This is a genomic window from Nonomuraea sp. MG754425 (assembly GCF_021699195.1).
Taxonomy (GTDB): domain Bacteria; phylum Actinomycetota; class Actinomycetes; order Streptosporangiales; family Streptosporangiaceae; genus Nonomuraea.
The window spans coordinates 1-24,199 of sequence record NZ_SSXE01000039.1 but is presented as its reverse complement, the minus strand read 5'-3'; the positions used below and the strand labels follow the sequence as shown (position 1 = coordinate 24,199).

General features: G+C 73.9%; 20 protein-coding genes and 1 pseudogene. 13 read left to right on the top strand and 8 right to left on the bottom strand.

Going from position 1 to position 24,199, the window contains the following annotated elements; all coding sequences use genetic code 11:
• Both FAF44_RS16155 and FAF44_RS16150 read left to right on the top strand, forming a co-directional pair.
• On the top strand, positions 1–3,504 hold the full coding sequence (locus FAF44_RS16155) for a hypothetical protein (RefSeq protein WP_237103979.1): 3,504 nt from the start codon (positions 1–3) through the stop codon (positions 3,502–3,504).
• Positions 3,505–3,526: 22 nt separating this feature from the next.
• Positions 3,527–7,759 (top strand): hypothetical protein, encoded by a 4,233-nt coding sequence (locus tag FAF44_RS16150; RefSeq protein ID WP_237103978.1) that lies wholly within the window; start codon positions 3,527–3,529, stop codon positions 7,757–7,759.
• A 31-nt stretch (positions 7,760–7,790) separates the two neighbouring features.
• On the opposite strand, the gene FAF44_RS16145 is transcribed toward FAF44_RS16150, so the two are convergent.
• From FAF44_RS16145 to FAF44_RS16130, 4 genes and pseudogenes are all read right to left on the bottom strand, one after another.
• Complete coding sequence (locus tag FAF44_RS16145) at positions 7,791–8,660, bottom strand: IclR family transcriptional regulator (RefSeq protein WP_237103977.1); 870 nt, start codon at positions 8,658–8,660, stop codon at positions 7,791–7,793.
• Positions 8,661–8,769: 109 nt separating this feature from the next.
• Positions 8,770–9,282 (bottom strand): annotated as a pseudogene (locus FAF44_RS16140) (cytochrome P450); the annotation flags it as partial.
• A 121-nt stretch (positions 9,283–9,403) separates the two neighbouring features.
• Positions 9,404–10,057, bottom strand: a complete 654-nt coding sequence (locus FAF44_RS16135; RefSeq protein ID WP_237103976.1) for an HAD family hydrolase — start codon at positions 10,055–10,057, stop codon at positions 9,404–9,406.
• Positions 10,058–10,108: 51 nt separating this feature from the next.
• Positions 10,109–11,728 (bottom strand): zinc-binding dehydrogenase, encoded by a 1,620-nt coding sequence (locus FAF44_RS16130; protein ID WP_237103975.1) that lies wholly within the window; start codon positions 11,726–11,728, stop codon positions 10,109–10,111.
• A gap of 200 nt (positions 11,729–11,928) precedes the next feature.
• On the opposite strand from FAF44_RS16130, the gene FAF44_RS16125 reads away from it, so the two are divergent.
• Positions 11,929–12,501: a hypothetical protein gene (locus tag FAF44_RS16125; protein WP_237103974.1), complete on the top strand. Its 573-nt coding sequence runs from the start codon at positions 11,929–11,931 to the stop codon at positions 12,499–12,501.
• Positions 12,502–12,529: 28 nt separating this feature from the next.
• The gene (locus FAF44_RS16120; protein WP_237103973.1) at positions 12,530–13,096 is read left to right on the top strand and encodes a hypothetical protein; all 567 of its coding nucleotides are present in this window, start codon (positions 12,530–12,532) and stop codon (positions 13,094–13,096) included.
• Positions 13,097–13,277: 181 nt separating this feature from the next.
• Here the strand turns inward: FAF44_RS16120 and FAF44_RS16115 are convergent, their stop codons facing one another.
• Positions 13,278–14,234 (bottom strand): acyl-CoA desaturase, encoded by a 957-nt coding sequence (locus tag FAF44_RS16115; RefSeq protein ID WP_237103972.1) that lies wholly within the window; start codon positions 14,232–14,234, stop codon positions 13,278–13,280.
• 197 nt (positions 14,235–14,431) lie between these two features.
• Between FAF44_RS16115 and FAF44_RS16110 the strand changes: the two genes are divergently transcribed.
• Genes FAF44_RS16110 through FAF44_RS16095 form a run of 4 tightly spaced genes read left to right on the top strand, consistent with a single transcriptional unit; the run spans position 14,432 to position 19,710 of the window.
• On the top strand, positions 14,432–15,721 hold the full coding sequence (locus FAF44_RS16110) for a cytochrome P450 (protein WP_237103971.1): 1,290 nt from the start codon (positions 14,432–14,434) through the stop codon (positions 15,719–15,721).
• Positions 15,722–15,724: 3 nt separating this feature from the next.
• Complete coding sequence (locus FAF44_RS16105) at positions 15,725–17,311, top strand: peroxidase family protein (protein WP_237103970.1); 1,587 nt, start codon at positions 15,725–15,727, stop codon at positions 17,309–17,311.
• Positions 17,308–19,443 carry a hypothetical protein gene (locus FAF44_RS16100; protein ID WP_237103969.1) on the top strand — a complete coding sequence of 712 codons (2,136 nt, stop codon included), beginning with the start codon at positions 17,308–17,310 and terminating at the stop codon, positions 19,441–19,443. The genes FAF44_RS16105 and FAF44_RS16100 overlap by 4 nt, the downstream gene beginning before the upstream one ends.
• A gap of 9 nt (positions 19,444–19,452) precedes the next feature.
• Positions 19,453–19,710 carry a hypothetical protein gene (locus tag FAF44_RS16095; RefSeq protein ID WP_237103968.1) on the top strand — a complete coding sequence of 86 codons (258 nt, stop codon included), beginning with the start codon at positions 19,453–19,455 and terminating at the stop codon, positions 19,708–19,710.
• Positions 19,711–19,724: 14 nt separating this feature from the next.
• Here FAF44_RS16095 and FAF44_RS16090 read toward each other — a convergent pair whose 3' ends face one another.
• The gene (locus tag FAF44_RS16090; protein WP_237103967.1) at positions 19,725–20,090 is read right to left on the bottom strand and encodes a DUF4267 domain-containing protein; all 366 of its coding nucleotides are present in this window, start codon (positions 20,088–20,090) and stop codon (positions 19,725–19,727) included.
• 92 nt (positions 20,091–20,182) lie between these two features.
• Between FAF44_RS16090 and FAF44_RS16085 the strand changes: the two genes are divergently transcribed.
• Positions 20,183–20,779, top strand: a complete 597-nt coding sequence (locus FAF44_RS16085; RefSeq protein ID WP_237103966.1) for a TetR/AcrR family transcriptional regulator — start codon at positions 20,183–20,185, stop codon at positions 20,777–20,779.
• 115 nt (positions 20,780–20,894) lie between these two features.
• Here FAF44_RS16085 and FAF44_RS16080 read toward each other — a convergent pair whose 3' ends face one another.
• Positions 20,895–21,452, bottom strand: a complete 558-nt coding sequence (locus FAF44_RS16080) for a TetR/AcrR family transcriptional regulator (protein ID WP_237103965.1) — start codon at positions 21,450–21,452, stop codon at positions 20,895–20,897.
• A 78-nt stretch (positions 21,453–21,530) separates the two neighbouring features.
• Between FAF44_RS16080 and FAF44_RS16075 the strand changes: the two genes are divergently transcribed.
• Positions 21,531–21,704: a hypothetical protein gene (locus FAF44_RS16075; protein ID WP_237103964.1), complete on the top strand. Its 174-nt coding sequence runs from the start codon at positions 21,531–21,533 to the stop codon at positions 21,702–21,704.
• Positions 21,705–21,766: 62 nt separating this feature from the next.
• Here the strand turns inward: FAF44_RS16075 and FAF44_RS16070 are convergent, their stop codons facing one another.
• Positions 21,767–22,093, bottom strand: coding sequence for a hypothetical protein (locus tag FAF44_RS16070; protein WP_237103963.1), 327 nt, complete (start codon positions 22,091–22,093; stop codon positions 21,767–21,769).
• A gap of 144 nt (positions 22,094–22,237) precedes the next feature.
• Here FAF44_RS16070 and FAF44_RS16065 point away from each other — a divergent pair, with 144 nt between their 5' ends.
• From FAF44_RS16065 to FAF44_RS16055, 3 genes are all read left to right on the top strand, one after another.
• Entirely contained in the window at positions 22,238–23,122 is an 885-nt protein-coding gene (locus tag FAF44_RS16065) for a DUF2268 domain-containing protein (protein WP_237103962.1), read from the top strand.
• A 10-nt stretch (positions 23,123–23,132) separates the two neighbouring features.
• Positions 23,133–23,891, top strand: coding sequence for a MerR family transcriptional regulator (locus FAF44_RS16060; protein WP_237103961.1), 759 nt, complete (start codon positions 23,133–23,135; stop codon positions 23,889–23,891).
• A 112-nt stretch (positions 23,892–24,003) separates the two neighbouring features.
• Positions 24,004–24,199: hypothetical protein (locus FAF44_RS16055; protein WP_237103960.1), on the top strand; the 196-nt coding region annotated here is incomplete at its 3' end.

The window sequence follows — 24,199 nt, the reverse complement described above, 5'->3', positions numbered from 1 at the left end:
GTGAGCGGCCCCGCGGAGGAGCCGGCCCACGTCCGCCTGGTCCGCACCGCGGACCTGGCGGACCTGCGCTTCAGGTTCGTCGGCCTGTCGTTCAAGCGCCCGGCGGCGCGCCGGATCCTGGTCCGGGCCGCCGCCGGGCGCGACGGGCTGATCGTCGTCACGTTCCCCGCACAGCACGTGGTGGAGCAGGCGTTCTTCGAATCGGCGGGGGCCGGGCTGCCCGACCCCGTCCCGGTGCAGCCCCATCCCGCGCCGCCCGTCGTGTCCCGGATCGGCGGGCGCAGCGTGCTGGTCTTCGTGGTGGGGCCGCACGACGAGGTCCCGTACACGGCCGAGGGGCTGCTGGAGGCGATGGGCCGGCTGCCGCTGCGGACGGTGGGCGACGAGGGCCCGGCCAACCCGCTGCGCGACCCCGCCGGCGACCCCCGGACCGCGATCGAGCTGCCGTACCGGCTGCTGCTGTCGCCGTCCCCGGACGTGCGCTGGACACACCGGACGACCCCGGCCGGCGCGGCGGGCCGCGTGGAGTTGTGGCACACGCGGGTGCACGGGACGCGGGCCAGGGCCGTGTGGACCCGGGACTTCCCCGGCGACACCCCGGCCGAGCCGCCGCCCGACCCCCTGACCACGTCGCTGACGCCCGCCGACCGGGCCGCGCTCGTCCACCTGACCAGCGATCGCGGCCTGTTCACCGAGCCGGGCCACCAGCCGTACGTGCCGGTGCCCGCCGACGTCGGGCACCTGATCCTGTCCGCCCTGGGCGGCTGGCTCGACGCGCTCGGCCGCTGGGACCCACGACCGGCGATCACGAACGTCAGCGAGTGGCGGCACCGCGCGGCCATGGGCCGCGACCACTACGTACGGGTGCTCTACTCGGGCTTCCTGTGCCCGTTCGGGCAGCGCGCCGACCTGGTGAAGGTGACGGAGCGGAAGTTCGACCCCGACCGCCCCGAACATCCCGCCTACCTCGCCCAGCGGCTGTTCATCGTCTGCCGCGAACCGGTCAGGGAGTTCCGGCCCGCCACCGTACGGCGGGACGCCGCCAGCGAGCGGCTCAACGCCTTGTTCCCCTTCCGGCGGATCGAGCTGCTGACCCTGCTCACGCCCGACCTCTCGCCGCCCGGCAACGTCCTGCCGGTGCGCGACGGGCAGTACGCGTTCTTCCCCGCCGTCCGTGACGAGGATCCGTTCCTGTTCCGGGTGCGGGCGACCGACCTGGACGGGCGGGTGACGGAGTTCCGCACCCCGCTGCTGTTCCTCACCGAGAACTTCAACAAGGGGGCCGACCTGGTCGCGGCGGCCGGGGCGTACAACGGCTTCGACGCCGAGCCGGTGAACCCCGAGGCGCCCCCGGCGCGGCTGAGCGCCGGGCTGCGCGGCGCCCGGGTGGCGCTCGCGCCGAGCGCCGCGCCCGACGACACCACGGTGGAGGCCGCCCACCTGGTCTGGGGGGCCGCCCTGCCGGCGGACCGCGACGACCAGTTCTACCAGCGGGTCGCCGGTTTCCTGCCGGTGGTGCGGTGGGCGTCGGCGGTGCTGCCCGCGGTGAGCCGGCTCACCGGGGCGCTCGGGCCCCGTCCGGTCCGTTACGCCCAGCGGTACCGGGTGGCCGGCTTCGACCGGGCTCCGGCCGGCCCGGGCGATCCGGCCAACCCGGGCGAGGTCTTCCTCGAACTGATCCCGGCCGACGGGACGTCCCCGCTGGTGATGGACTTCGGCGAGCAGCGGGACCGCTCCGGCGGGCTGGCCGCGCCCACGCTCACCGTGGCGGGCCTGTCCCGGCTGACCGGGCCGGTCAGCGCCGCCAGGCCGGCTCCGGCCGCCGCGGCGGGCGATCCGCTGGCGACGGTGGCCGACGGCGTCTTCCGTCCCTCCGACTTCTTCGACGCGATCGGCGCGCGGCTGTTCGGCGTCATCCCGCTGTCCGCCCTGGTCAAGGCGGCCGGCCTGGACCAGGAGCTGAAGGCGCCGCGGTTCGTCACGCAGACCGTCAACGCCGTCACCGGCTTCCTGGCGGACCTGCGCCGGATCGAACGCCAGCTCCTCGGCGTCGCCGCGCGCTTCCCCGCCGTCGCCGCCGCGGCCGGCCGGGTGCGCACCACGGCTCTGGCGCTCGTCGAGTCCGTCGAGGCGTTCCTCGCGGGCACGGGCACCCTGGCCCAGGTGGACGCGGCCTACCGGAACTTCGGCGCCGCCCTGGACGCGCTCGGCGCGGGGCTGCCCGCCGAGGTCGATCACGCGGTCGTCGCGCTGATCGACCACGTGCGCCAGGCCATCGCCATCTGGCAGGACGCCCCCGCCGGGGTGCTGGCGCTGCGACAGGCGATCGAGGCGGCGCGGGCCGGGGTCCGGCTGCCGGAGTCGGTGGCGGCGCGGCTGGAGTGGTCGCCCGACATCCAGCCCTGGTCGCTGCTTCCGGGCGAGCCCCCGGTCTTCGTGCCGCACGACGGCGGCGGCGACCCGGCGCGCACCGGCCGCTTCTCCGTGGTCGTGGACCTGCGCGCCGCGCTGCGTCCGGACGTGCGCCCGGCGGCCGACGTGACCTGCACGCTGGAGGAGTTCGACCTGGTGCTGCTGCCGGGCGTCCTGGAGGCGATGCGGCTGGACTTCCGCCGGGTCAGGTTCACCGTGCGGGCCGGTGAGAAGCCCGACGTCGAGGTGGCCTTCCGGGACATCGAGTTCATCGGGGCGCTGTCGTTCGTCGAGACGCTGCGCCGGATCATCCCGCTCGACGGGTTCAGCGACCCGCCGATGCTCGACGTCTCCCCGTCGGGCGTGCTCGCGCGCTACGGCATGCCGCTGCCGAATCTCGCGATCGGCGTCTTCAGCCTGGAGAACATCTCCCTGAACGCCTACCTGGACCTGCCGTTCGCCGGCACCCGGCCACTGGAGATCGGGTTCGCGTTCTGCCGCCGCGACGCCCCGTTCCGGCTGACCGTCTCGTTGTTCGGGGGCGGCGGCTGGTTCGGCATCGTGCTGTCGCCGGACGGTGTCCGGGCGCTGGACGCGGGCCTGGAGTTCGGCGCGGCGGCGTCCGTCGACTTCGGGGTGGCCAGCGGCAGCGTGTCGGTGATGGCCGGCATCTACTTCCACCTGGACGCCGCGACCGGCCGGGCCGTGCTGTTCGGCTACTTCCGCGCCCGCGGCGAGGTGGACGTCCTCGGCCTGGTCTCCGCCTCGATCGAGCTCTACCTGGAGCTGGGCTACGAGGGCGGCGACGCGGTCGGCCGGGCGAGGATCACGATCACCGTCGAGATCGGCTTCTTCGAGGAGTCCGTCGAGATCTCCTGCGAGAAGCGGTTCGGCGGCGCCGGGTCCCTGCTGTCGGCCGCAGCGGGCGAGGTGCGAACCGACGGCGGGATGGCGGTGCTGGGGGCCGCGGCGGCCGGTTCGGCACCGACGTTCGCGCAGATGATGGCGCCGTATCCGGACCCGGTGACCGGCGCGCGAAGAGACCCGATCGCCGAGTACTGCGCCGCGTTCGCGGAGGTGGGCGGAGCGTGATCGACCGAGTGAACGGACGGACATGAGCACGTTCAAGGTGGTGTGGACGGCGGTGCCGGCCGGGGTGGCCGGACCGGCGCAGGTACGCCTGTCCGTGGTGGCCGGCCCCCGGCTGGAGGCCCCACGGGGCCGGCTCGACGACGTCGGGGAGTTCGTGGACTGGCCCAGGACGCTGCGCGAGACGGTCCTGCCGGCGCTGCGGATCGTGTTTGACGGGCACGCCGAGCCGGTGCTCGCGCGCCTCGACCCCCGGTCACCGGCCCCCGACTCGGCCCTGTGGGGCAGGATGTTCCCGGCCGCCTCGCCGGTGCGCTCACGTTCCCTGCGCGCCGCCGCGTCCGCCGCCGTGGGCCCGCCGCCCGTGCGGCTGCTGCGCTCCTTCCCCGCCGCGCTGGTCCACGAGCGGATCGCCACCCTGTACGACGACATCGGCAAGGCCGTGGTCGCCGAGCGCCTCTCGCCCCCGGGCAACGGGGCCGGAAGAAACGGCGGCGGCCCACCGTCCCGGCCCTGGAACCAGCCGTACACCGGTCTGGTGCGCGGCATCCCCGTGGTCGCGGACATGCGCCGGTTCACCGGTGACCCCGAGGCCGCCTACCGGGCCCTCGACGGCCTGGTCGGCGGGGAGAACCCGGCCCCGTACGCCCGCTCCTCCGGCCGCCTGGCCGCCGGGCTCCGTCCCGGCACCGTGGACCGGGCGAGCGACGCCTACCGGGACGACGAGACGAGGTTCGCGCTGGCGGAGGCGCTGCGCTTCTACGACCGGCCCAAACCCGCCGGCGGCGGGGCCGATGAAGCCGCCGCGCCGGCCCGGCCCGACCCTCCTGACGTGGAGTTCCACGGTGTCTGCGGCTTCCTGGCCGACTACCCGGAGCTGTGCCGCCGGCTCGGGCTCGTCCTCGACCTCGTGGTCCCGGTGCCCGCCGGGCTCGGCGCGACCGGCCGGCTGCGGGTGGCGTTCGAGGACGTCGCCACGCCGTTCGACACCGACCGGCTGCGGCCGTGGACGCTGTTCGAGCACGACCCCGGCCGGCGCTTCACCGCCGCCTCCCCGCCGGGGCACCCCGTCCAGCAGGGCTGGCTCGGCCTCGGCGGCGAGGACTGGACGGTCACCGACGCCGACATCGACGGCGCGGCCATCAAGGCGGCCGACTTCACCGCGCTGATCGAGCGCCTGCACGAGCTCTCCGGGCCGAGCGGCCAGCCGAGCGCGGAGCACCTGGGCACCGGCACGACCGCGCTGCAGGGCGGCGGGCTGACCGTCTTCCACCGAGGCCGGGACGCGTGGCTGGCCGCCCTGATCGGCGACGACGCCGCCCGCCAGGCCGGGGACGTCCCCGAACTGCACGCCGGGCACCTGGTGCGCGGGTTCCGCGTCGACGCCGGGATCGCCGGGCCGGGAGGCTCGGTCACCGGCTGGCTCTCCCTGTGCCGCCGCCGGGGCTCCTACCTCATCCGCCGGGGCGGGCAGCCGCCGTACCGGATCGAGGGGATCGCCGACGACGAGGGCGCGGTCCGCGCCAGCGCCGTCACCCGGGACGCGACCCGGGCCGACGAGCTGTACGTGCACCAGGCGCTGTTCGGCTGGGACGGCTGGAGCCTGGCCGCCCCGCTGCCCGGCCGCACGCTCGACCGGTTCGGCCGGCCGGTGGTCGCCGACCCGGAGGTGCACCCGGACTTCCCGCTCGACACCAAGTTCACGCCGGTGCCGGGCTCGCTGCCCGCGCTGCGGTACGGGCGCGCCTACCGGTTGCGGGCGCGCGTGGTGGACCTGGCGGGCAACTCCCTGAATCCGGACGCGCAGGCGCCGGAGTCGGCGCTGTCGCCGCCGATCACGTACTCGCGGTGGGAGCCGGTCCCGCAGCCGGCGATCGTGGAGAGCAGGGCGTTCAACGAGGGCGAGTCCAGCCGGTGCCTGGTCATCCGCAGCACCGTCACCGCGCGCGGCCGGGACGTGCCCGCCCGGTCGTGGGCCCTGGACCGCCAGGACGTCCCCGGCCACACCGACCACCCGCCCGCCGCCGACGGGCTGAGCCGCCGCTACCCGCACTTCGACGAGCGGTTCGTCGCCCCGCCCAAGACGTCGCTGCAGATGGCCGAGCGGCACGGCCGGTTCGACGACGCCATCGGCGGCGAGCGGCCGGAGCGGGTGCTCAGGAGGTTCTTCGCGGCCGCCGCGCGCGAGGCCGGCACGTTCCTGGACACCGTCGTCAGCTTCGCCGACGATCCGCGCCGGACCCGCGACCTGCTGTTCTTCGACGAGATCGCCGTCGCCAAGCACGACGCCGCCGACCCGGAGCCGCTCACCGCGCTGCCCGTCACGCGCGGGGCCGGGCTGAAGCGGGGCGAGTTCGTCGTGCACACCGCCGCCGAGCTCGTCCTGCCGTACCTGCCCGACGTCCTCGCCCGGGGCGTCACGCTGTACGGCCTGCCGGGCGCGCCGCCGCTCTACCCGGTCTCCTTCCACGACGGCTTCCACCCGGCCTGGCCGGACGCCGCCCCGTTCACGCTGCGCATCGAGGAGGGCGACGGGGAGCCGCGCTGGCAGGACATCCCCCGCCGGCTCACCGTGTACCTGCCCAAGGCGGAGATGGCCACCGTCCGGCTCAGTTGCCGGCTCGACCCGGACGACCTGGCCCTCTTCCCCGTCTGGCGGCGCTTCCTCGACTCCGATTTCTGGCGCGACCTGACCGACGCCCAGCGGGCGCTGATCGCCGAGGAGACCGCCGCCGGACTGAACTGGCTGCTCACCCCGTACACGGAGCTCCGGCTCGTGCACGCCGTGGAGCGCCCGCTGCGCGCGCCCGCGCTGGACGCGCTGCGCTTCGCCCGGGAGCCGGAGCAGACCTTCGCCGACCTGCGCGGCACGCTGCGCGCGCACCCCCGCAGCACCGGGCACGTCGACATCGACGCCACCTGGACGCGCTGGATCGACGACGTCGCCGAACCGGCGCCCCGCCGGCTCACCGAGCACGCCCACGTCGGCCGGGTGGAGCTGGCCCACCACGACCGCGACGAGGTCCGGCTGCCGCACTCCGGGCCGCCGCTCCGGCACGACTTCGGCGACACGCTGCACCGCAACGTCGTCTACCGGCCGACCGCCACCACCCGGTTCCGCGAGTACTTCCACCCGTCGATCACCGCTCAGCCCGGCCTCGTCACCAGTGTCGGCGAGGCGAGCACCGGGCCGTCGGAGCGGGGCTGGCCGGTGCCCGCCGGCCGGCGGCCGGAGCCGCCGAAGCCCTCGTACCTGCTGCCCACCTTCCGGTGGAGCCGGCGGGCCGATCGCGAGAACCGGCGGCTGGTGTCGGTGCGCGAGGGGGCCGGGGTGCGCGTCCACCTGGACCGGCCGTGGTTCTCCTCCGGCGACGACGAGCTGCTGGCGGTCGTCCTCGACCCGCCCGCGGCGTCCGGGGCCGGGCCGCTGCCCGGACATCTGGCGACCCGCTGGGGCACCGACCCCGTCTGGTCCGACGCCACCGTGCTGCCCCCGCCGGCCCCGGTGCACTTCCCCGGCCCGGTCGCGGCCCCCGCCGGGCTGCGGCTGGCGGAGTCCGGGGCGGGCGGTGACCTGGTCGCGGCGGTCGTGGCCTACGAGCCGTCGTTCGACCCGGCCAAGGGGTTGTGGTTCGCCGACGTCGACGTCGATCTCGGCGCGGCCGGGCGGGAGTCGGCCTGCTTCCCGTTCCTGCGCCTGGCCGTGGCCCGCTACCAGCCGCACTCGCTGGCCGGGCTGGAGCTGTCGGCCGTCGTGCAGGCCGAGTTCGCCCAGCTCGTCCCGCGCCGGACGCTGACCGTCGAGGAGACGCCGGACGGCGGGCTGCGCGTCACGCTCGCCGGTCCCGCCGCCGCCACCGAACTGGGCACGCGGTCCGGTCCCGGCCTGGCCGGGGTCGCGGCGAGCCATCGTGTCACCGCGACCGTGCAGCGGCGTCCGTTCGCCAGCGGCGAGGAGCTCGACTGGGTGGACACCGAGCTCACGGCCGAGCTGGCCTGCGGCCAGGAGGGGGCCGGTTTCCGCTGGTCCGGCGTGCTCCCCGCGGCCGGGGTGAGCGTCGGCCGCGACTACCGGCTGCTGGTGGAGGAGCGGGAGCGCTACCTCACCGACCCGGGCACGGCCGACACGACCGTGCCGGGCCCGGTCTCGTCGGACGGCCGCCTGTCGCGGATCCCGGTGGGCGAGCGGCTCGCCCACGCCGACAGCGTGCCGCTGCGCGCCCACCCGGGCAGGCTGGTCATCGACTTCACCACCTGACCCGCCGGGGCCCCCGTGCCCGGCGGGGTGCTCAGGGCGGCGCGGTGAGCGCGTTCAGTGCCCGGCCCGCTCCTGGCACGCGGGCCAGGTTGGCGCTGATGTGCGCCGCGGTGACGCGTACGGCGTCGGCCAGCGCGGGCAGCCGGCCGGCGCCGACCGCGACGACGGCGACCGCGGCCACCAGGGCTCCGGTCGGCGCGCGTACCGGGGCGGCCACGCAGCCCAGCGGCGGCAGGGCCGCCTCGAAGTCGAAGGCCACCCCCCGCTCGCGGGCGTCGCCGAGCCGCCGCGCCCACTCGGCCGCGGACCAGCCCTCCGGCAGGCCCCGGCCGGGGCGCGGACGCACGAGCGACGCCGGGTCCCACGCCGGGTCCGAGAACGGGCCCGACAGCGGGTCTGACGCCGGGTCCCATGCCGCGAGCACGACCTCGGCGGCGCTGGCCGCCGGCAGCACGATGCCCGGACGCATCTGGAAGACCTCGTCCACGCCCGGGTCGGTGATCCCCGCCACGACGATGACGTCCGCGCGGTCCCGGACCGCGATGACCGTGCTGCATCCGGCGGCGGCCAGCCGGCGCAGCGGTCGCGCGGCGGCCGTGCCCAGCACCTGGGCGGGCGCCCAGCGCTGGCCCCAGCGGAACGCCCGCACCCCCATCCGGTAGCGCCCGCCGTCCTCGCGGTGCACCAAGCCCAGGTCGGCGAGCCGGCACAACAACCGGTGAGTGGTCGCCTTGGGCAGGCCGGTGGCCAGGGCGAGCTGCGTCAGGCCCGCCTCCTCGCGCTTGGCCAGCTCCTCCAGCACCGCGAACGCGCCGTGCAGCACCCCTCGCCCGGCCTGGAGCTCGGGCACGGCCCGGCCGAGCCCGACACCGCCGCCGGCTTCCCCCACGTCGGGCCGCATCGCCCACCCCCTCAGCCGCAGTGACCCCACATGTTGGTACCACCAGGGCCGATGGGCTCCCAGGCCCGCCGAAGCCATATGTGACTTACCAGATACCCGGAGTGACGATCTAGAACGCGACCGGCAGGCTGTGCACCCCGTAGATGGCCATGTCCGTGCGCAGCGGCACCTCCTCGTCCGGTACGGCCATGCGCAGGTCCGGGAACCTGCGCAACAGCGCGGCGTAGGCGACCCGCATCTCGATCCTGGCCAGTTGCTGGCCCAGGCACTGGTGGACGCCGTGGCCGAAGCCGAGGTGCCCGGCGGCGTCCCTGGCGAGGTTGAGCGCGTCCGGATCCGGGAACCTGGCGGCGTCCCGGTCGGCCGCCGGGATCGAGATGACGAGCGTCTGCCCGGCCCGGATCGGGGTGCCGTCGAGGGTGACGTCCTCGAGCGCGGCGCGTTGCGCGCCGAACTGGATGATGGACAGGTAACGCAGCAGTTCCTCCACCGCGTTGCCGATCAGGGCGGGGTCGGCGCGCAGGGCTTCGAGCTGCTCCGGGTGGCGCAGCAGGGTCCACGTGCCGAGCGCGATCATGTTCGCCGTGGTCTCGTGCCCCGCCACCAGCAGCAGCATGCCGACCGCGTCGCCTTCAGCGCATCTTCGGTGCGGCGGCTGCGGCCCGTTTCGTCCTGGACGATCCGATACTCCGCCCCGTGCCGTGATCGAACGGCGGCCGGGCCCTCGCGGGCCGGTCGTGCGGCTACCGGTCCAGCAGCACCGCGATCGCCCCGGCCGCGTCGGCGACGACCCGATCGGGCTTCGGCTCCGCCGCCGGCCACGGGCCGACCCGCCGATCGACCCAGATCGTGGTCAGCCCGGCCGACCGCCCGCCCACGACGTCGTTGACCGGGTCGTCCCCGACCATCCAGCCGCCCCCGGCGAGGTCCGCGCCGCAACGCTCGGCGGCGACCCGGAACAGGCGGGCATCCGGCTTGGCGACCCCTTCCGCCCCGGAGATCGCCCACCCGTCCACCATCGCGGCCAGGCCCGAGCAGCGGATCTTGCCCTCCTGGTTGCCGGCGGCCCCGTTGGTCACGATCCCCAGCCGCCAGCCGGCCGCCCGCAACCGGCCCAGCCCGGCCAGCACCTCGGGCGGGCAGACGACCAGCTCGGGCATGCGCTCGTGGAAGGCCGCCAGCAGCTCCTCCGCCGGTTCGGGGAGCCCGAACCGCTCCCGCACCGCGGCGAAGAACTCCTGCCTCGGCGTCATCCCGTCGGCGTCCAGGACGGCCGTCCAGGCGGTGTCGCGCTCCCCCAGCCCCCACCTCCCGGCGAACTCCGCCAGCCATCGGTGGAACGCGTCATGCCGGTTCACGAGCGTGTTGTCCAGGTCGAAGAGTACGAGTCCGCCCATGACCGCCCACCCTACGGCGATCAGGACGATCCCGTCAGACCCCGATCGTGATCACGCCTGCACCGACACGATGACCTTCCCGCGGAGGCCGCCACGCTCGGCGGCCCGGTGCAGGTCCGCCAGCGACTCCAGCGGCCGGACGCTCGTCTCCACCACCACCGCGCCCTTGTCGATCAGCGCCACGAGCTCGGCCAACTGGCCCGGGTCGTTGCGGGCCACGAACCGGACGGCGCGCGGATGCTCGATCGGCTCGGTGATCGAGACGAACGCCCCGGCCAGCTCCGACACCGACGCGGGCACACCGGGCACCAGGTTGATCAGCACGTCGTTGCCGCCGGGCAGCGGATCGGCGGTGTAGTCCACGACCTCGTCAGCCCCCAGCGCGCGCACGGCGGCGGCGCTGCGCGGACTGGCCGTCGCCACCACGTACGCGCCCGTGTGCTTGGCCAGTTGCACGGCGAACAGCCCGACGCCGCCGCCGGCCCCGTTGATCAGCACCCGGCTGCCGGGGCCGATGCGGGCATGGTCGAAGATCGCCTGCCAGGCGGTGAGCCCGGCCACCGGCACGGCGGCCGCGTCCGCCAGCGGGATCCGCTCCGGCGCCCTGACCAGCAGGCTCGCCTTCGCCACCACGTACTCGGCCGCCGCCCCGTCGATGAGCCCGATCACCCGGTCGCCGGGGACGAGGTCGCCCGCCCCGCTGACCACGGTGCCCGCGACGTCCACGCCGAGCGTGTGCGGGAGCGTGATGTCGAGCACGCCGCGCAGCAGGCCCGTGCGCAGGCCGGCCTCCGACGGGTTGAACGACGTCGCGGCCACCCTGATGAGCACCTCCCCCGGTCCGGGCCGCGGCACCGGCACCTCGTCCAGCGAGATCACCGAGGGATCGCCGTACTCGTGGATGCGGGCGGCCCGCATGGTGCCGAGGAAGTCCGCCGCGTGCTCGCCCGCCCACCTCTCGAACGTGCTCGCGGGCACTCCGGTGACCTGCTCCACGGTCGTGCTGGACGGGCCGGGTCCGGCCAGGTCGCGCAGCATCCCGTCCACGGCCGGGGCGGGCCAGCCCTGCCCGAGCAGCCGCCGCCTGGTCTCCTCCTCGGGCTCGTCCTCCCAGCGCACCGGACGGCCGATGGCGAGGCCGATCACCTGCGCCTGCTCCCGCTGGGTCAGCGGCCGGGGACCGGTCAGCGTGTGGACCGCCTCGTGGTGCCCGTCGTCGAGCAGCGCGCGCACGGCGACGGCGGCGATGTCCCGCTCGTGGATGGGCGAGAAGACCGCCTCGCCCCGCGGCTGCCGTACGACGCCGGCGCGCACCTGCTCCGCCCAGCGCAGGGTGTTGGCGGCGAACGCGTGCGGGCGCAGCACCGTCCACTCCCGGGCGGTCGCGGCGATCAGGCGTTCGATCTCGGCCTCGTGCGGACGGACGGCCGCCGAGGACAGGTAGACCACCCGCCGCGCCCCGATCAGCTCGACCACCTCGCGGGCGCCGTCGGCCGACGCGAACGGCCACAGCAGGAACACCGCTTCGACACCGTCGAGGGCCGCCTCCAGCGCGACCGGGTCGGTCAGCTCCCTCGTCACCGTGCGGACGTCGGCGCCCGCGTCCTGAAGTGCCGTCACCAGCGGGCGGCCGACCGTGCCGGTCGCCCCGCTGACCAATGTTCTCGTCATGCGTCGACCCTATGAACGCTCGCGGAGATGGCCAATGCGTCCGCATCTGTGATTCATACGCGATCGTCTTCCACGCTGGACTCACCTTCGTGCACTCCGGCCGGCCAGGACCGCTGTCGCAACCCAGCCACAAGTGGATCACCAGTCGGCTCCGCGAAGCTCCGCGAGGTAACCGAAACCGCAGCGCAGGAGACACGCATATGAGGAAGAAGACGTCACCCATCGCGGCGTCCGCCGCCCTGACCGCCCTGGCGGCCCTGGCCGTGGCGACACCCGCGCCCGCGTCCGCCGCCGCCGTGACGATCAAGGTCGAGCGCGCCCACGCCGAGATGGTGCGCGAGTGGATCGACCCATTCACCTGCCCCACGAACACGGTGCTCACCGGCCGCTCGCACTACGGCGACGAGAACGCGCCCACCACGTACTACTGCAGCTTCATCCTCATCGACGGCGAGCAGGCCCAGGTGTACCTGGGCGACTGGAACAACCGCCAGAAGGAGAGCAGGTCCGACTACAGCGCCCCCGACAACGAGGCGGTCGCCGGCCGCTGGCACGAGGGCGACGAGAACGGCTACACCAGGTACCGCTCCGCCACCGTCTACTGGCGGGGCCAGCGGGTGCTGCTGACCGGCGGGGACATCAGCGGCGCCTACCGCGAGAGCAACCACGCCTGGCAGGCCGACGCGAACAGGGTCATGACCGGCCGCGTGCACACCGGCGACGAGAACGGCACGACCCGCTACCGGTTCGCCACCGTGACCGTCGCGAGCTGACCCCCACTTCGAGAAGGAACCGCAGACGATGAGAACGTACGTCAAGACCCTGTCCGTGGCCGCCGTGGCCGCCGCCCTGTCGGCGACCACCATGGCCGCTCCCGCCTCGGCGGCGGTGACGATCAAGGTGGAGCGCGTCTACTCCGAGGCCGTGTGGGAGTCGATGGGCACCCAGTTCACCTGCCCGCCGAACCAGGTGCTCACCGGCCGCTCGCACTACGGCGACGAGAACGCCAGGACCACCTACTCCTGCAGCCGGATCCTGATCGACGACCAGCAGGTCGAGGTGCACTCCGGAGACTGGACCTCGCCCGAGAGGGAGAGCCGGTCCGACTACAGCGCCCCCGACAACCAGGTGGTCGTCGGCCGCTGGCACCAGGACGACGAGAACGGCCCCACCCGCTACCGCAGCGCCGCGCTGTACTGGCAGGGCCGGCAGGTGCTGCTGACCGACGGGAACGTCAGCGGCGAGTACAAGGAGAGCAGCCACAGTTGGCTGGCGGCGGCCGGGAAGGTCATGACCGGCCGCACCCACTACGGGGACGAGAACGGCAAGACCTGGTACCGGTTCGCCACCGTGACGTTCAACGGCTGACCCGGACGTCCGGCGCGCCCGGAGGACGACGCCACCGGGGCAAGCGTCGGTGGCGCCGTCCGGCCTCGTGCCCGGGGGCGGCGCACTCACCCAGCGGCCCCGGGATTCTCATCCTCCGGGCCACACCTGCTCCGGGGCCAGGGCACGACGAGGTCATCCGGCGGACACTCCCGAGAGCGCGCTAAGGCCCCTGCTGACCGGCCGGGCCGGTGCTGTGGGCGGTCAGCCGGCCGGGGCTGGGCCAGTGCACGTCGTGGGCCCAGCCCGCCTGCTCGAACCACCGGATCAGCCGCGCGCTCGGATCGAGCTGGCCGCGCAGCACCCCGTGCCGGGCGCAGGTCGGCTCGACGTGGTGCCAGTTGTGCCAGCCCTCGCCGAGCGTCAGCATCGCCACCCACCACACGTTGGACGAGCGGTCCCGCGTCCGGAACGGGCGGTCGCCGAAGGTGTGCGCGATCGAGTTCACCGACCAGGTGACGTGGTGCACCACCGCGTACCGCACCAGGCCGCCCCACAACATCGCGCTCCACGCGCCCGCCCACGACATCGACCACAACCCGCCGGCGACGGCGGGCAGCGCGAACGACAGCGCCACGACGGCCGGGTAGGCGGCGTCGAAGCGCCGCACGTCGGGGTCCGCCAGCAGGTCCGGCACCCAGTGCCGGCGGCTGGAGCGCAGGCGGGCGGTGTAGAACCAGCCGACGTGCGCGTGCAGCATGCCGCGCAGCAGCGCCAGGCCGCTGTCGCCGTAACGCCACGGGGAGTGCGGGTCGCCCTCGCGGTCGGCGTACTTGTGGTGCCTGCGGTGCTCGGCCGCCCACAGCGTGACCGGCCCCTCGACGGCCATGCCGCCGGCGAACATGAGACAGATCCGCAGCACCCGGTTGCACCTGAAGGCGCGGTGGGTGAACAGCCGGTGGTAGCCGATGGCGATGCCGAAGATGCTCACCAGGTACATCACGACCGCGATGACCAGGTCGCGGACCCCGACGCCCCACCCCCAGGCGGCCGGCACGGCGAGCGCCAGCGCCAGCACCGGCAGGATGACCAGGACGACCAGGTAGGCGCCACGGCGGCCGGCGCCGATCGCCACCGTCTCCGCCGTGCTCCCGCGCTGCCGCCGGCTGGGTGATGTCACGCGTCCCCCTCGTGAGCGGAGTGATCGGTCTCATTGAACGGCGACGCACCCAGGCCGAGGCAATTGACCTGAGGGTGACGATGGGATTACTTTGAGGAGCCATAAGACTGCGCTGCGTAGTCCTGAGAAGGCGCTCCGTGCCTTCGTAGATTGTGTGTGCACAAGGTGATCATCATCAGGTCGGGAAGGGCCGCGGCATGGGTTCTGTCGATCAGGCGACCACGGGTGGCCTGCTCCAGAGGTACGACGAGGCGCTCGCCCGCGACCCGATGGCGGCGCTCGGCCTGGTCAGGCAGTGGATGCGGGAAGACTGGCGGAGCCTGTTCGCCGAGTTGCGCGCACACCGCCCGATCTTCGTCACCCCCGCCTTCACGGTCGTGACCCGCTTCGCCGACGTGGCCGAGGTGCTCTCCCACGAGGAGGTCTTCTCGGTCCGCTCCTTCGGCCCGCGCCTCGACGCCGCCCTGGGCGCCCCCTTCATGCTGGGCCGGGACGCGACCCCGATGAACTGGCGGGAGAAGGGCCTGATGCGGGTCATGCTCGAGCCGGGAGACGCCGGCCGGGTCCGCGAGCTGGCCGGACGCCTGGCCGACGACCTGCTCGACGCCGCCGGGCAGCGGGGCCGCATCGACGCGGTCCAGGAGCTGTTCCGCCCGGTCGCCCTCGGCGTGAGCGCCGGCTACTTCGGCGTCCCCGGCCCCGACCCGCAGACCCTGTCGCGCTGGATGCGGGCCATCGTCGCCGACGGCTTCGCCAACCCCCTCGCCGATCCGCGGATCCAGGCCGCGTCCGTCGAGGCGGGCGCCGAACTGGTCGCCTACCTGCGCGGACGGCTGGCCGCGCGGCGGGCGGGCGACGTACCGTCCGACGACGTCTTCGGCCGGCTGGCCGGCTCCCGGCTGCCCGGCGGCATCGGCATGACCGACGACCGCATCGTGATCAACATGGCCGGGATGCCGCTCGGATTCGTGGAGAGCGCCCCGGGGGCCATGGCCGAGGCGGTCGAGCAGCTCCTGCTGCGCCCGCAGGTGCTCGCCGAGGCGCTGGAGGCGGCCGGCGACCCCGAGCGCTTCGAGCCGTACGTCTGGGAGGCGCTGCGGTTCAGCCCGTTCTTCAAGCTGATCCCCCGCCTCTGCGAGCAGGACCACGTCGTGGCCGCCGGCACCCCGCGCGCCACGCTCGTCCCGGCGGGCACGTACGTGCTCGCGGCCCCGGCCTCGGCCATGTTCGACGCCGACGTGGTGCCCGAGCCCGAGGAGTTCCGGCTCGACCGGCCGCGCCACCACCGGCTGTTCTTCGGCACCGGCCATCACGCCTGTCTCGGCGTGCACGTGGCCGGGCCGGTGATCACCGAGACCGTACGCCGCCTGCTGCTGCGCCCCGGCGTGCGCCTGCTCCCGCCGCCCGAGGGGTCGATCGCCTACAGCCTCGGGATCTTCCCCGACAGGTTCGCGCTCGGGCTCGGGCCCGGCGTACAGGAGGGCTGAACGATGGCCGCGAGACGATCGAGTGCCCGTACCGTCGCCACGGACGGGCTGGCCAACCGGCTCAGGTTCCTGGCCCTGACCCGGGGCCGGCCGTTCTGGCGGCTCGTCCAGGCCGGCCGGCCGCTGCGGCGCCGGGTCAACGCCTGGCTGATCGACCGGGCGGTCCGCGAGATGCCGCCGCGTCCCGAGCCGTTGAGCACCATGGCGGGCTACACCTCGTGGTCCTCGCTCACCGACCGCAGCTACAGCGGCCGGCACCTGCCGCCGGTCGAGGTCGCCGACGACCGGCGGCCCAGCCCCGAGAGCGCCGCCGAGCTGTTCACCCGGGGCGAGAGCATGATCCCGTGCCCGCGCTCGACGGTGCTGTTCGCGTACTTCGCGCAGTGGTTCACCGACGGTTTCCTGCGCGGCGACGTCAACGTGCCCCGCGACCCGCGCAAGAACTCCTCCAACCACCACATCGACCTCAACCCGGTCTACGGCCTCGACGAGGCCGCCACCGCCGCGCTGCGCAGCTTCGACGGCGGGCTGCTCAAGAGCCAGCTCATCAACGGCGGCGAGTTCCCGCCCTACCTGTGCGAGCACGGCAAGATCAAGCCGGAGTTCGCCGCGCTGCGGGTCATCCGCTTCGAGGAGCTGAGCGACGCCCAGCGCGACCGGCTCTTCGCCACCGGCAGCGACCGGGGCAACGGCCAGATCGGCTTCACCATGCTGACCGTGCTGTTCCTGCGCGAGCACAACCGGGTGGCCCGGCTGCTGGCCCGGCACTACCCGGGCTGGGACGACGAGCGGCTGTTCCAGACCGCCCGCAACATCCTCATCGTGCTGCTGATCAAGCTGGTGGCCGAGGAGTACATCAACCACATCACCCCCTACCACTTCCGCTTCACCCTCGACCCGCGCCTGTCGTCGATGCTGGCCCACGCGCCCTGGCAGCGGGAGAACTGGGCCTCCGTCGAGTTCAACCTCGTCTACCGCTGGCACAGCCTGATCCCGTCGCGGCTGTCGGTGGGCGGGCACGACCTGCCCATGGCGCAGACCCTGATGAACGCCGCGCTGCTGCCCGGCACCGGCCTCGGGCGGCTGTTCGAGGACGCCTCCCGCCAGCGGGCCGGCCGCATCGGGCTGTTCAACACCGATCCCCTCCTGCTGCCCATCGACGTGCACAGCATCGCCGACTCGCGGGTGCTGGGGCTGGCGCCGTACAACAGCTATCGCGAGCACTGCCGCTTCCCGCGCGTACGCGACTTCGGCCAGATCACCGGTGACCCGCGGGTCGCCGGCGCGCTGCGCGAGCTCTACCGCGACGTGGACGACGTCGACCTGTACGTCGGGCTGTTCGCCGAGGAACCCGGCTCCCCCGACGCCATCCTGCCCCCGCTGCTCACCAAGATCATCGCCATCGACGCCTTCTCCCAGGCGCTCACCAACCCGCTGCTGGCCCCGCGCGTCTTCAACGCCGCCACCTTCTCCCCGCAGGGCGTACGGATCATCGCGGCCACCCGCTCGCTGTCGGACATCGTGCGCCGCAACACCCCCGAGGACCCGGCCCCGCGCCTGGTCACCATGTCCTGGCGGGACCGGCCGTGAGCGAACCGGACGATCAAGACCCCGAGCCGCTGCGCGCCGCGGCCCGCGAACTGGTCGACATCGCGATCACCATCCACGACGTGGCCGCCCGCGCCACGTCCGCGCTCACCGACGGCGCGCTGCTGCGCGCCCTGCCGCACGGCCTGCCGGCGGCCGGCCCCGCCTACCGCGCGCTGCTGCGCGCCACCACGAACAGCCGCGGACTCGGGCACGCCCTCACCGGCGGCCGGCTGGCCACGCTGGCCGCCAAGGCCGCGGCCATGATGGGGGCCGAGAGCCTGGCCGTCCGCGTGCTGGCCACCTCGCTGCGCCTACGGGTGGCCGCCGTCGCGCTCAGCCATCCGGAGCTGGCCGCCGACCCGATGCTCACCCGGCTGATCGACGCGGCCGCGGCCGACCGCGACCTGGAGGCCGTCCGCGCCCTGCGCGCCCTGCTCAAGGACCGCGGCGCGGTACGCGCGCTCAGCCAGCTCGCCCCGGTCTTCGGCGAGGTGCTCGCGCTGCGCGCGCTGCTCGACGAGAACCCGCTCAACGACGCCACGGCCTGGCTCATCGCGACCGGCAAGGGCTTCGCGACCGCCGACCCGATCACCGGCATGAGCAACCGGGCCATCGCCGCGCTCGACTCCGGCGAGGGGGCCGCGCGCCGCGTCGAGCTGACCGTGGCCGAATCGGGGCTGCTGTGCAGGCGCGGGTCGCTGCTCGGCTTCCTGGGCAACATCGCCGCCATCGGCACCGGCGGGCGCGTCCTCATCCAGAGCGTCCGGGGGCCCGACGGAGTGGTCCGGCACGTCGTCCAGGCGCCGGGGATGCGCGGCGGACGTCCCGACCTCGACTCCCCCCAGGACCTGCTCGGCGCGTTCAGCAGCGCCGTGCTGGCCAGCAGCCCCTACAGCCGCGCGCTGGCCAAGGCCGTCGCCGACTACGGGCTGCCGCAGGGGGCCGAGGTGGCGCTGATCGGGCACAGCGCGGGCGGTGCGGCGATCATGAACCTGGCGCAGGACCCGGCGTTCTGCGCGCGGCACACGCTGACCCACGTCGTCGCCGTGGGCGCGCCCGTCGACTTCAAGCGGACGGCCGACCCCCGCACCTGGGTGGCCAGCGTCACCAACCAGCACGACCTCATCCCCACCCTCGACGGGCAGGGCGCGGGCACCGTCTTCGACCTGCACCCCGGCTGGTACGTGGTCGACTACACCGACCCCACCCACCTGTTCCCGCTGTGCCACAGCGTCGAGCACTACCTGGCGAACCTGTCCGACGACCTGCCCGAGGCCCGCGCCCACATCGACGCGCGGCTGACGGCCTTCCGCGGGCCGGTCCTGCGCTCGCAGGCGTACCTGCTGTCCGACCGTCCGGCGGCCCCGGAGGGGTTTCCCTTCCTCACCGTGCCGACCCACCCGGTCGACGGTCCCGGCAGAGCGGTCGAGCTGCCGATCAGGTGTCACGACGGCAGCGCGCTGACGGCGTACTTCGCGGCCGATTTCGAGGCCGCCGCCCGCCTGGTGGAGGGCACGGGGCTCGGCCCCGCCGTAGGCGTGCGCGGCCGGGCCCTGGTCGCCGTGCACGCCGCCTGGAACCGGCACACCAGTGTGGGCGGCTACCGGGAGGTGCAGGCCGGCATCGTCGTGCCCGGCCCGTCGCGACCGCACCCGCTGTCCGTCTGGCCCGACCTGCTGCGCCCGGCGGACCGTCGCCGCTCGGGCACCCTCCTGGTCGGCTCCGCCGTGGACTCCGCCCTCGTGCGCGCCCTCGCCCCGCGGCTGTGGGGCGGCCAGACGGTCATGACGGCGGCGCACGTCCTGCTCGGCGCCCGTTCCGCGCACGTCAGCGCCGGTCAGGTGCTCACCCTGCGCGGGCGGCTCGGTCCGGGGCTGCCGGTGCGCGATCCCGACCTCGTCGGCTACACGTGCGAGGCGGGTGGCGCGCTGCGCTCCTGCGTACGGACCCGCGGGCAGGCCCGGCTGCACCTCGCGCCCCGCATGCGGTTGAGCGTCGAGCAGCACCCCCACCATCGGCTGGCCGTCCGGCTCAGGGAGCTGGGGCTCGACGGCGCCCGCCCGCTGCTGTGCCTGTCGGCCGGCATCCGCCAGACCCGCCGGGACAACGCCGTCCCGGTGCCGCTCGCCTGAGAGGGAGCCATGTCAGCCGACGTCACGGCGATCAGTGCCCACGCCGATACCCTGCACGCGGACGCCTGCGCGCTCGCCGCCTGCGCCGAACGCCTGCGCGCCGTCGAGGCGGCTCTGGAGGCGGGTGGCGCGGCGCCGGCCTGGCTGCGGGCGTCGGTGGAGTACCACGTCGGCGCGTGCGCGTCCGCGGCGGCGGATCTGGAGACGGCCTCGCGCCGCCTGCGCCGCTGGGCCGACCAGGCGAGTCCGCCCGCGCGCAGCGGGTGATCGGCCCGGCGCGCTCAGACGGCGAACAGCAGGGCGGCGCTGATCAGGACGAGCACGGCGGTGGCGAAGTGGACGCCGAACGCGGTCGCCCTGGTGCCGCCGTTGCGCAGCACGATCAGGGTGTCGCCGAGCGGGAGCACGGCGGCGACCAGCATGAGCCAGGCCGCGGGGTGGGGTCCGGCGAAGGCCAGCAGTGCCAGTCCGGCCACGCCGTAGGTGCCGTCACGCATGCCCTTGATCGTCAGGTAGGCGCGATCCGTGCCGGCCGGGACGCCGTAGCCCGCGGCGGCGGCGACGGGCTGGAACAGGAAACGGGCTCCGATGAGCAGGCACAGCAGGTTGAGGGCGATGGCGAGACCGTAGGCGATGGCGGTGAACATGGGGGACCTCACAAAATATCTAGCGCTGCTAGGAACGAGAATGACGCTAGCAGGTCATCGACAGGAACGCTAGCGGTGCTAGATTTGTGAGCATGTCCACGGAGAAGCGCAAGGAACGCGAACGCGTGCAGCGAGAGCAGCTCATCATCACCGCGGCCCGCGAACTGGCCGAGGCCGAAGGCTGGGAGGCGGTGACCACCCGCCGGCTGGCCGATCGGGTCGAGTACAGCCAGCCCGTCCTCTACAGCCACTTCAAGGGCAAGGACGCCATCATGACCGCCGTCGCCCTCGAAGGCTTCACCGAACTGGGCGACGACCTACGTGCGGCCAGGGCCGCGGCGCCGACTCCCGCTCACGCCCTCGCCCAGGTCGGCAGCGCCTACCTGGCGTTCGGCGAGCGGCGACCGGCCCTCTACGACGCCATGTTCCGCCAGAACGTCAACCTGCCCTTCGCCACGCCCGAGGCGCCGGCCGTACTGCACGCCGGGTTCAACGAACTCGCCGAGGCCGTCGCCCCGCACGCGTACGGCGCCGATCTCGGGCTGCTGACCGAGACCTACTGGGCGGCCCTGCACGGCCTGGTGACGCTGACGCGCGGCGGCCGGCTCCCCCGCGAGGCCCAGGGCCGCAGGTTCGCCCTCCTCATCGCGCGCTTCACCCATGGGCTCGGCGACGGGGCGGGGACCTGACGGCTCATCGACCGCACCGGGCGCCTTTACATTGTAGATTCATCGAGAGCGCGGGGTGATTTTCAGACAACTGGGGACACCCGCGATCCGGCCGCTTCCCGCAGGGCCGCGGTTCTCACCGGGGACGGTCGAACACCAGGTCGGCGGCGTGGGTCAGCACCTCGATCCGGCTGCGTCCGCCGTGGTCGGCGGCCAGGAAGTGCCGGCCGATCGCCAGGCAGAAGGCCAGCGTGCTGCGGGCCTCGATCTCGTCGGCGTCGGAGCAGAACGTGGAGATCATCTCCCGCAGCAGGTCCATGCGCCGGTTGTCCACCCGTCTGAGCCGCGCGGCGACCGCCTCGTCACGCCTGGCCCAGTCGCGGATCGCGAGGTCGATGGGCAGCAGCCGGTCGTCGGAGAAGGTGAGCAGGCCCGCGCGCTGGGCCCTGGCAGGCGGGTCGCCGCCCTCGCGCTCGACGCGGTCGATCACCTCGTCGACGCTCTCCCGCTCCCAGGCGTCCAGCATCGCCGCCAGCAGCGCCTCGCGGTCGGCGAAGTAGCCGTAGAAGCCGCCCTTGGTGACGCCGAGCCGCTTGGCCAGGGCTTCGACGCGAACGGCGTCCGGGCCGCCCGCGGCCAGCGCCGTCAACCCTTCTTCGACCCACGTGTCGCGCTGCGTGCGTATCGTCCCCACGCTGTCACCGCCCGCGGCCCGGACTGGATCAGGCTGGAGGCCGCCTCCTGGTTCCTGTCGGGCAACCTGGTCGTGCAGGTGACCGGCGGGCACGTCGCCCTGAGCACCCTGCTCCACTACGACCGGCGCGTGGGCGCGGTGATCTGGCCCCCGCTCTCGGCCGTGCACCGCAGGCTCGTCCCCCGCATGCTGCACGCCGCCGCGGCGCGGACGACCGTACCGCCGCCCGCGCGGGCCACCCCACGAAGCTGACCGGCACACCCTCGACGGACGCGGGCACCGCCTCCCACCGGCGGCGCCCGCCTCCCGCAGGCTCAGGCCACGCGCTCGTCGACGCCCACGGCGCCGACGCCGGTGCCGAGACGCCCGCAGGAGCCCTGCGACTGCCCCGTGCCGCCCGGCTGGAGCGTGACCCACTCGCCGACGACGTCGGGGGCCCAGCCGCAGGTGATCACGGCGCGGAAGCGCCACGTCTGGCCCGTGGGGTTGCTGCAGAACGCGATGCCCACGTAGTTGTCGTTGTTGTGGACGAAGGTGTCGCACCTGAGCACGGTCGCCGCCGACGCGGGGGCGGCGAACCCCAGCGACATCAACGCGACGGACCCGGCCACGACGGCTGCGACGCGCACGGTCTTGAACATTGCCCCTCCTGGACCCGAGATTGACGATTACTTTGCGTTGTAGAGCGTACGCAAAGAGTGGCGATGAGGAAACTCGTTATTCACATCGCGACCGGCACCGGCTGGGTTGACCTTGACGCTGCGTCAACTTCTAGCATCGGGGCCATGCCGATCACCGTTCTCGACACCTACTCCGCCATGCGGCGGATCCTGCTGGCCCCGATCGCCGACCGCGCCGGGCTGCTGCACTCGATGCTGGAGCCCAACAAGGGCATGTACCGCTACAACCCCGGCGAGATCGACCTGGTCGCCGCACACCTCGCGACGTCCGGTTTCCCCATCGACCGCGACGAGGAGCGGTGCCTCGACGCGCTGGACACCCTGGCCGCGGCCGGGGCCTGGGAGCGGATGGAACGCGCGCTCGACGACGCTCTCGCCGTCCTGCTGGAGGCCACGCCGGGGCTGGAGGCCCCGGACATCACCGTGCTGTTCGTCCTCGGCGATCCGGGTGACGAACACTTCATGGGTCCCTGCAAAGGATTGACCGGGTTCGGCGGCATCTCGGGCAACATCGCCATCACGTTCTGGCCCTTCCCCGAGAACGTGGCGCGGCTGGAGGCCACCGCCGTCCACGAACTGCACCACAACCTGCGGTGGAGTCCGGGCGGGGTGGTGTGGGACCCGATGACCGTCACGGTCGGCGAGCACATCGTCGGCGAGGGCCTGGCCGACGCCTTCGCCCGTCAGCTCTACGGCGACGAGCTCGGCCCCGCCCGCATCGGCGTCCCGCACCTGCACGACGACGAGGTCTTCAACAAGGTGCTCACCGGGCTCGACGTGACCGGCATGCAGAACTTCACCGCCTGGGTGCACGGCGACCCCAGCGCCGAGCGCTTCGGCCTCACCCCGGTGGGACTGCCGATGGGCGCGGGATACGCCGCGGGCAACCGGCTGGTCGACACCTACCTGGCGGCGACCGGGCAGACCGCGGCGCAGGCCCTGCACGCCGACGCCTCCGAGATCATCGCAACCACGCTGCGCCACGGGTGACACTGGAACGATGGAGTGGACGATCCAGGAACTCGCGGCGCGGGCCGGCATCACCAGCCGCACCCTGCGGCACTACGACCGCGTCGGGCTCCTGGCCCCGTCCCGGATCGGCGCGAACGGGTACCGCTACTACGACGCCGCCGCGGTCGCCCGGCTGCAGCGGATCCTGCTCATGCGCCGGCTCGGCATGGGCCTGCCGGCCATCGCCGGGGTCCTGGCCGACGAGGTGGACGCGCTCGACGGGCTCCGCGCCCACATCGCCGCCCTGGAAGCGGAACGGGCCCGCATCGACCGGCAGCTCCGGTCCGTACGTCACACGCTCGAGGCCCTGCGGTCGGGGGTGGAACCGCGCATGGACGTCATGCTGGCCGGGTTCAACGACCACTACAAGGACGAGGTGATCTCCCGCTGGGGCGAGCACGCGTTCCAGGTGAGCAACGACTGGTGGCACGGCAAGAGCCTCGACCAGCAGCGGGCCTGGAAGCGGGACACCGACGACCTCGTCGCCGCATGGATCGCCGCGGCGAAGGCCGGGGAATCGCCGACGTCGGAACACGCTCAGTCGCTGGCCGCCCGGCACGTCCGGTGGCTGAGCCGGATCCCGGGCACCCCCACGGCCGAGGGCGACCGGGAGCGCTCGATCGAGATGGTGACCGGCATCGGGGACATGTTCGTCGACGACCCCCGCTTCGCCGCCATGTACGACGACGCCGCGGGGGCGAGGTTCGTCCGCGACGCGTTGCAGGCGTACGCGCGGACCAGGATGTAGCCGCGGTCCGGCATCTCCTGACAGACGGTCTTCCCGTGGCTACAGTTTGTGATTGCTCGCGCGGGCGTCACCGGGTCACGGCCGCACCGGTGCGTTCAGGAGGACGGCGACGATGAGCTATCTCGAACTCCCCCGCATCACCTTCGCGGGCCGGTACCTCAGCGACGTTCCGACCATGAACAACGACCCGGGCTCCTTCGGCGGGGACGTCCCGCCCGAGCCGGGCTGGAACCCGTACGGGAGCGGCGCGTTCGACCTGCTCGGGTGCGTGGTGACCGGGGGCGAGGGGAGGCGGGGCGCGGCGTGCT

Excerpts from the sequence above, each read along its gene's own strand:
- FAF44_RS16150 (WP_237103978.1), top strand. The coding sequence starts at position 3,527 with ATGAGCACGTTCAAGGTGGTGTGGACGGCGGTGCCGGCCGGGGTGGCC.
- FAF44_RS16145 (WP_237103977.1), bottom strand. The coding sequence starts at position 8,660 with ATGCGGCCCGACGTGGGGGAAGCCGGCGGCGGTGTCGGGCTCGGCCGG.
- FAF44_RS16135 (WP_237103976.1), bottom strand. The coding sequence starts at position 10,057 with ATGGGCGGACTCGTACTCTTCGACCTGGACAACACGCTCGTGAACCGG.
- FAF44_RS16130 (WP_237103975.1), bottom strand. The coding sequence starts at position 11,728 with ATGACGAGAACATTGGTCAGCGGGGCGACCGGCACGGTCGGCCGCCCG.
- FAF44_RS16125 (WP_237103974.1), top strand. The coding sequence starts at position 11,929 with ATGAGGAAGAAGACGTCACCCATCGCGGCGTCCGCCGCCCTGACCGCC.
- FAF44_RS16120 (WP_237103973.1), top strand. The coding sequence starts at position 12,530 with ATGAGAACGTACGTCAAGACCCTGTCCGTGGCCGCCGTGGCCGCCGCC.
- FAF44_RS16110 (WP_237103971.1), top strand. The coding sequence starts at position 14,432 with ATGGGTTCTGTCGATCAGGCGACCACGGGTGGCCTGCTCCAGAGGTAC.
- FAF44_RS16105 (WP_237103970.1), top strand. The coding sequence starts at position 15,725 with ATGGCCGCGAGACGATCGAGTGCCCGTACCGTCGCCACGGACGGGCTG.
- FAF44_RS16095 (WP_237103968.1), top strand. The coding sequence starts at position 19,453 with ATGTCAGCCGACGTCACGGCGATCAGTGCCCACGCCGATACCCTGCAC.
- FAF44_RS16090 (WP_237103967.1), bottom strand. The coding sequence starts at position 20,090 with ATGTTCACCGCCATCGCCTACGGTCTCGCCATCGCCCTCAACCTGCTG.
- FAF44_RS16085 (WP_237103966.1), top strand. The coding sequence starts at position 20,183 with ATGTCCACGGAGAAGCGCAAGGAACGCGAACGCGTGCAGCGAGAGCAG.
- FAF44_RS16070 (WP_237103963.1), bottom strand. The coding sequence starts at position 22,093 with ATGTTCAAGACCGTGCGCGTCGCAGCCGTCGTGGCCGGGTCCGTCGCG.
- FAF44_RS16065 (WP_237103962.1), top strand. The coding sequence starts at position 22,238 with ATGCCGATCACCGTTCTCGACACCTACTCCGCCATGCGGCGGATCCTG.
- FAF44_RS16060 (WP_237103961.1), top strand. The coding sequence starts at position 23,133 with ATGGAGTGGACGATCCAGGAACTCGCGGCGCGGGCCGGCATCACCAGC.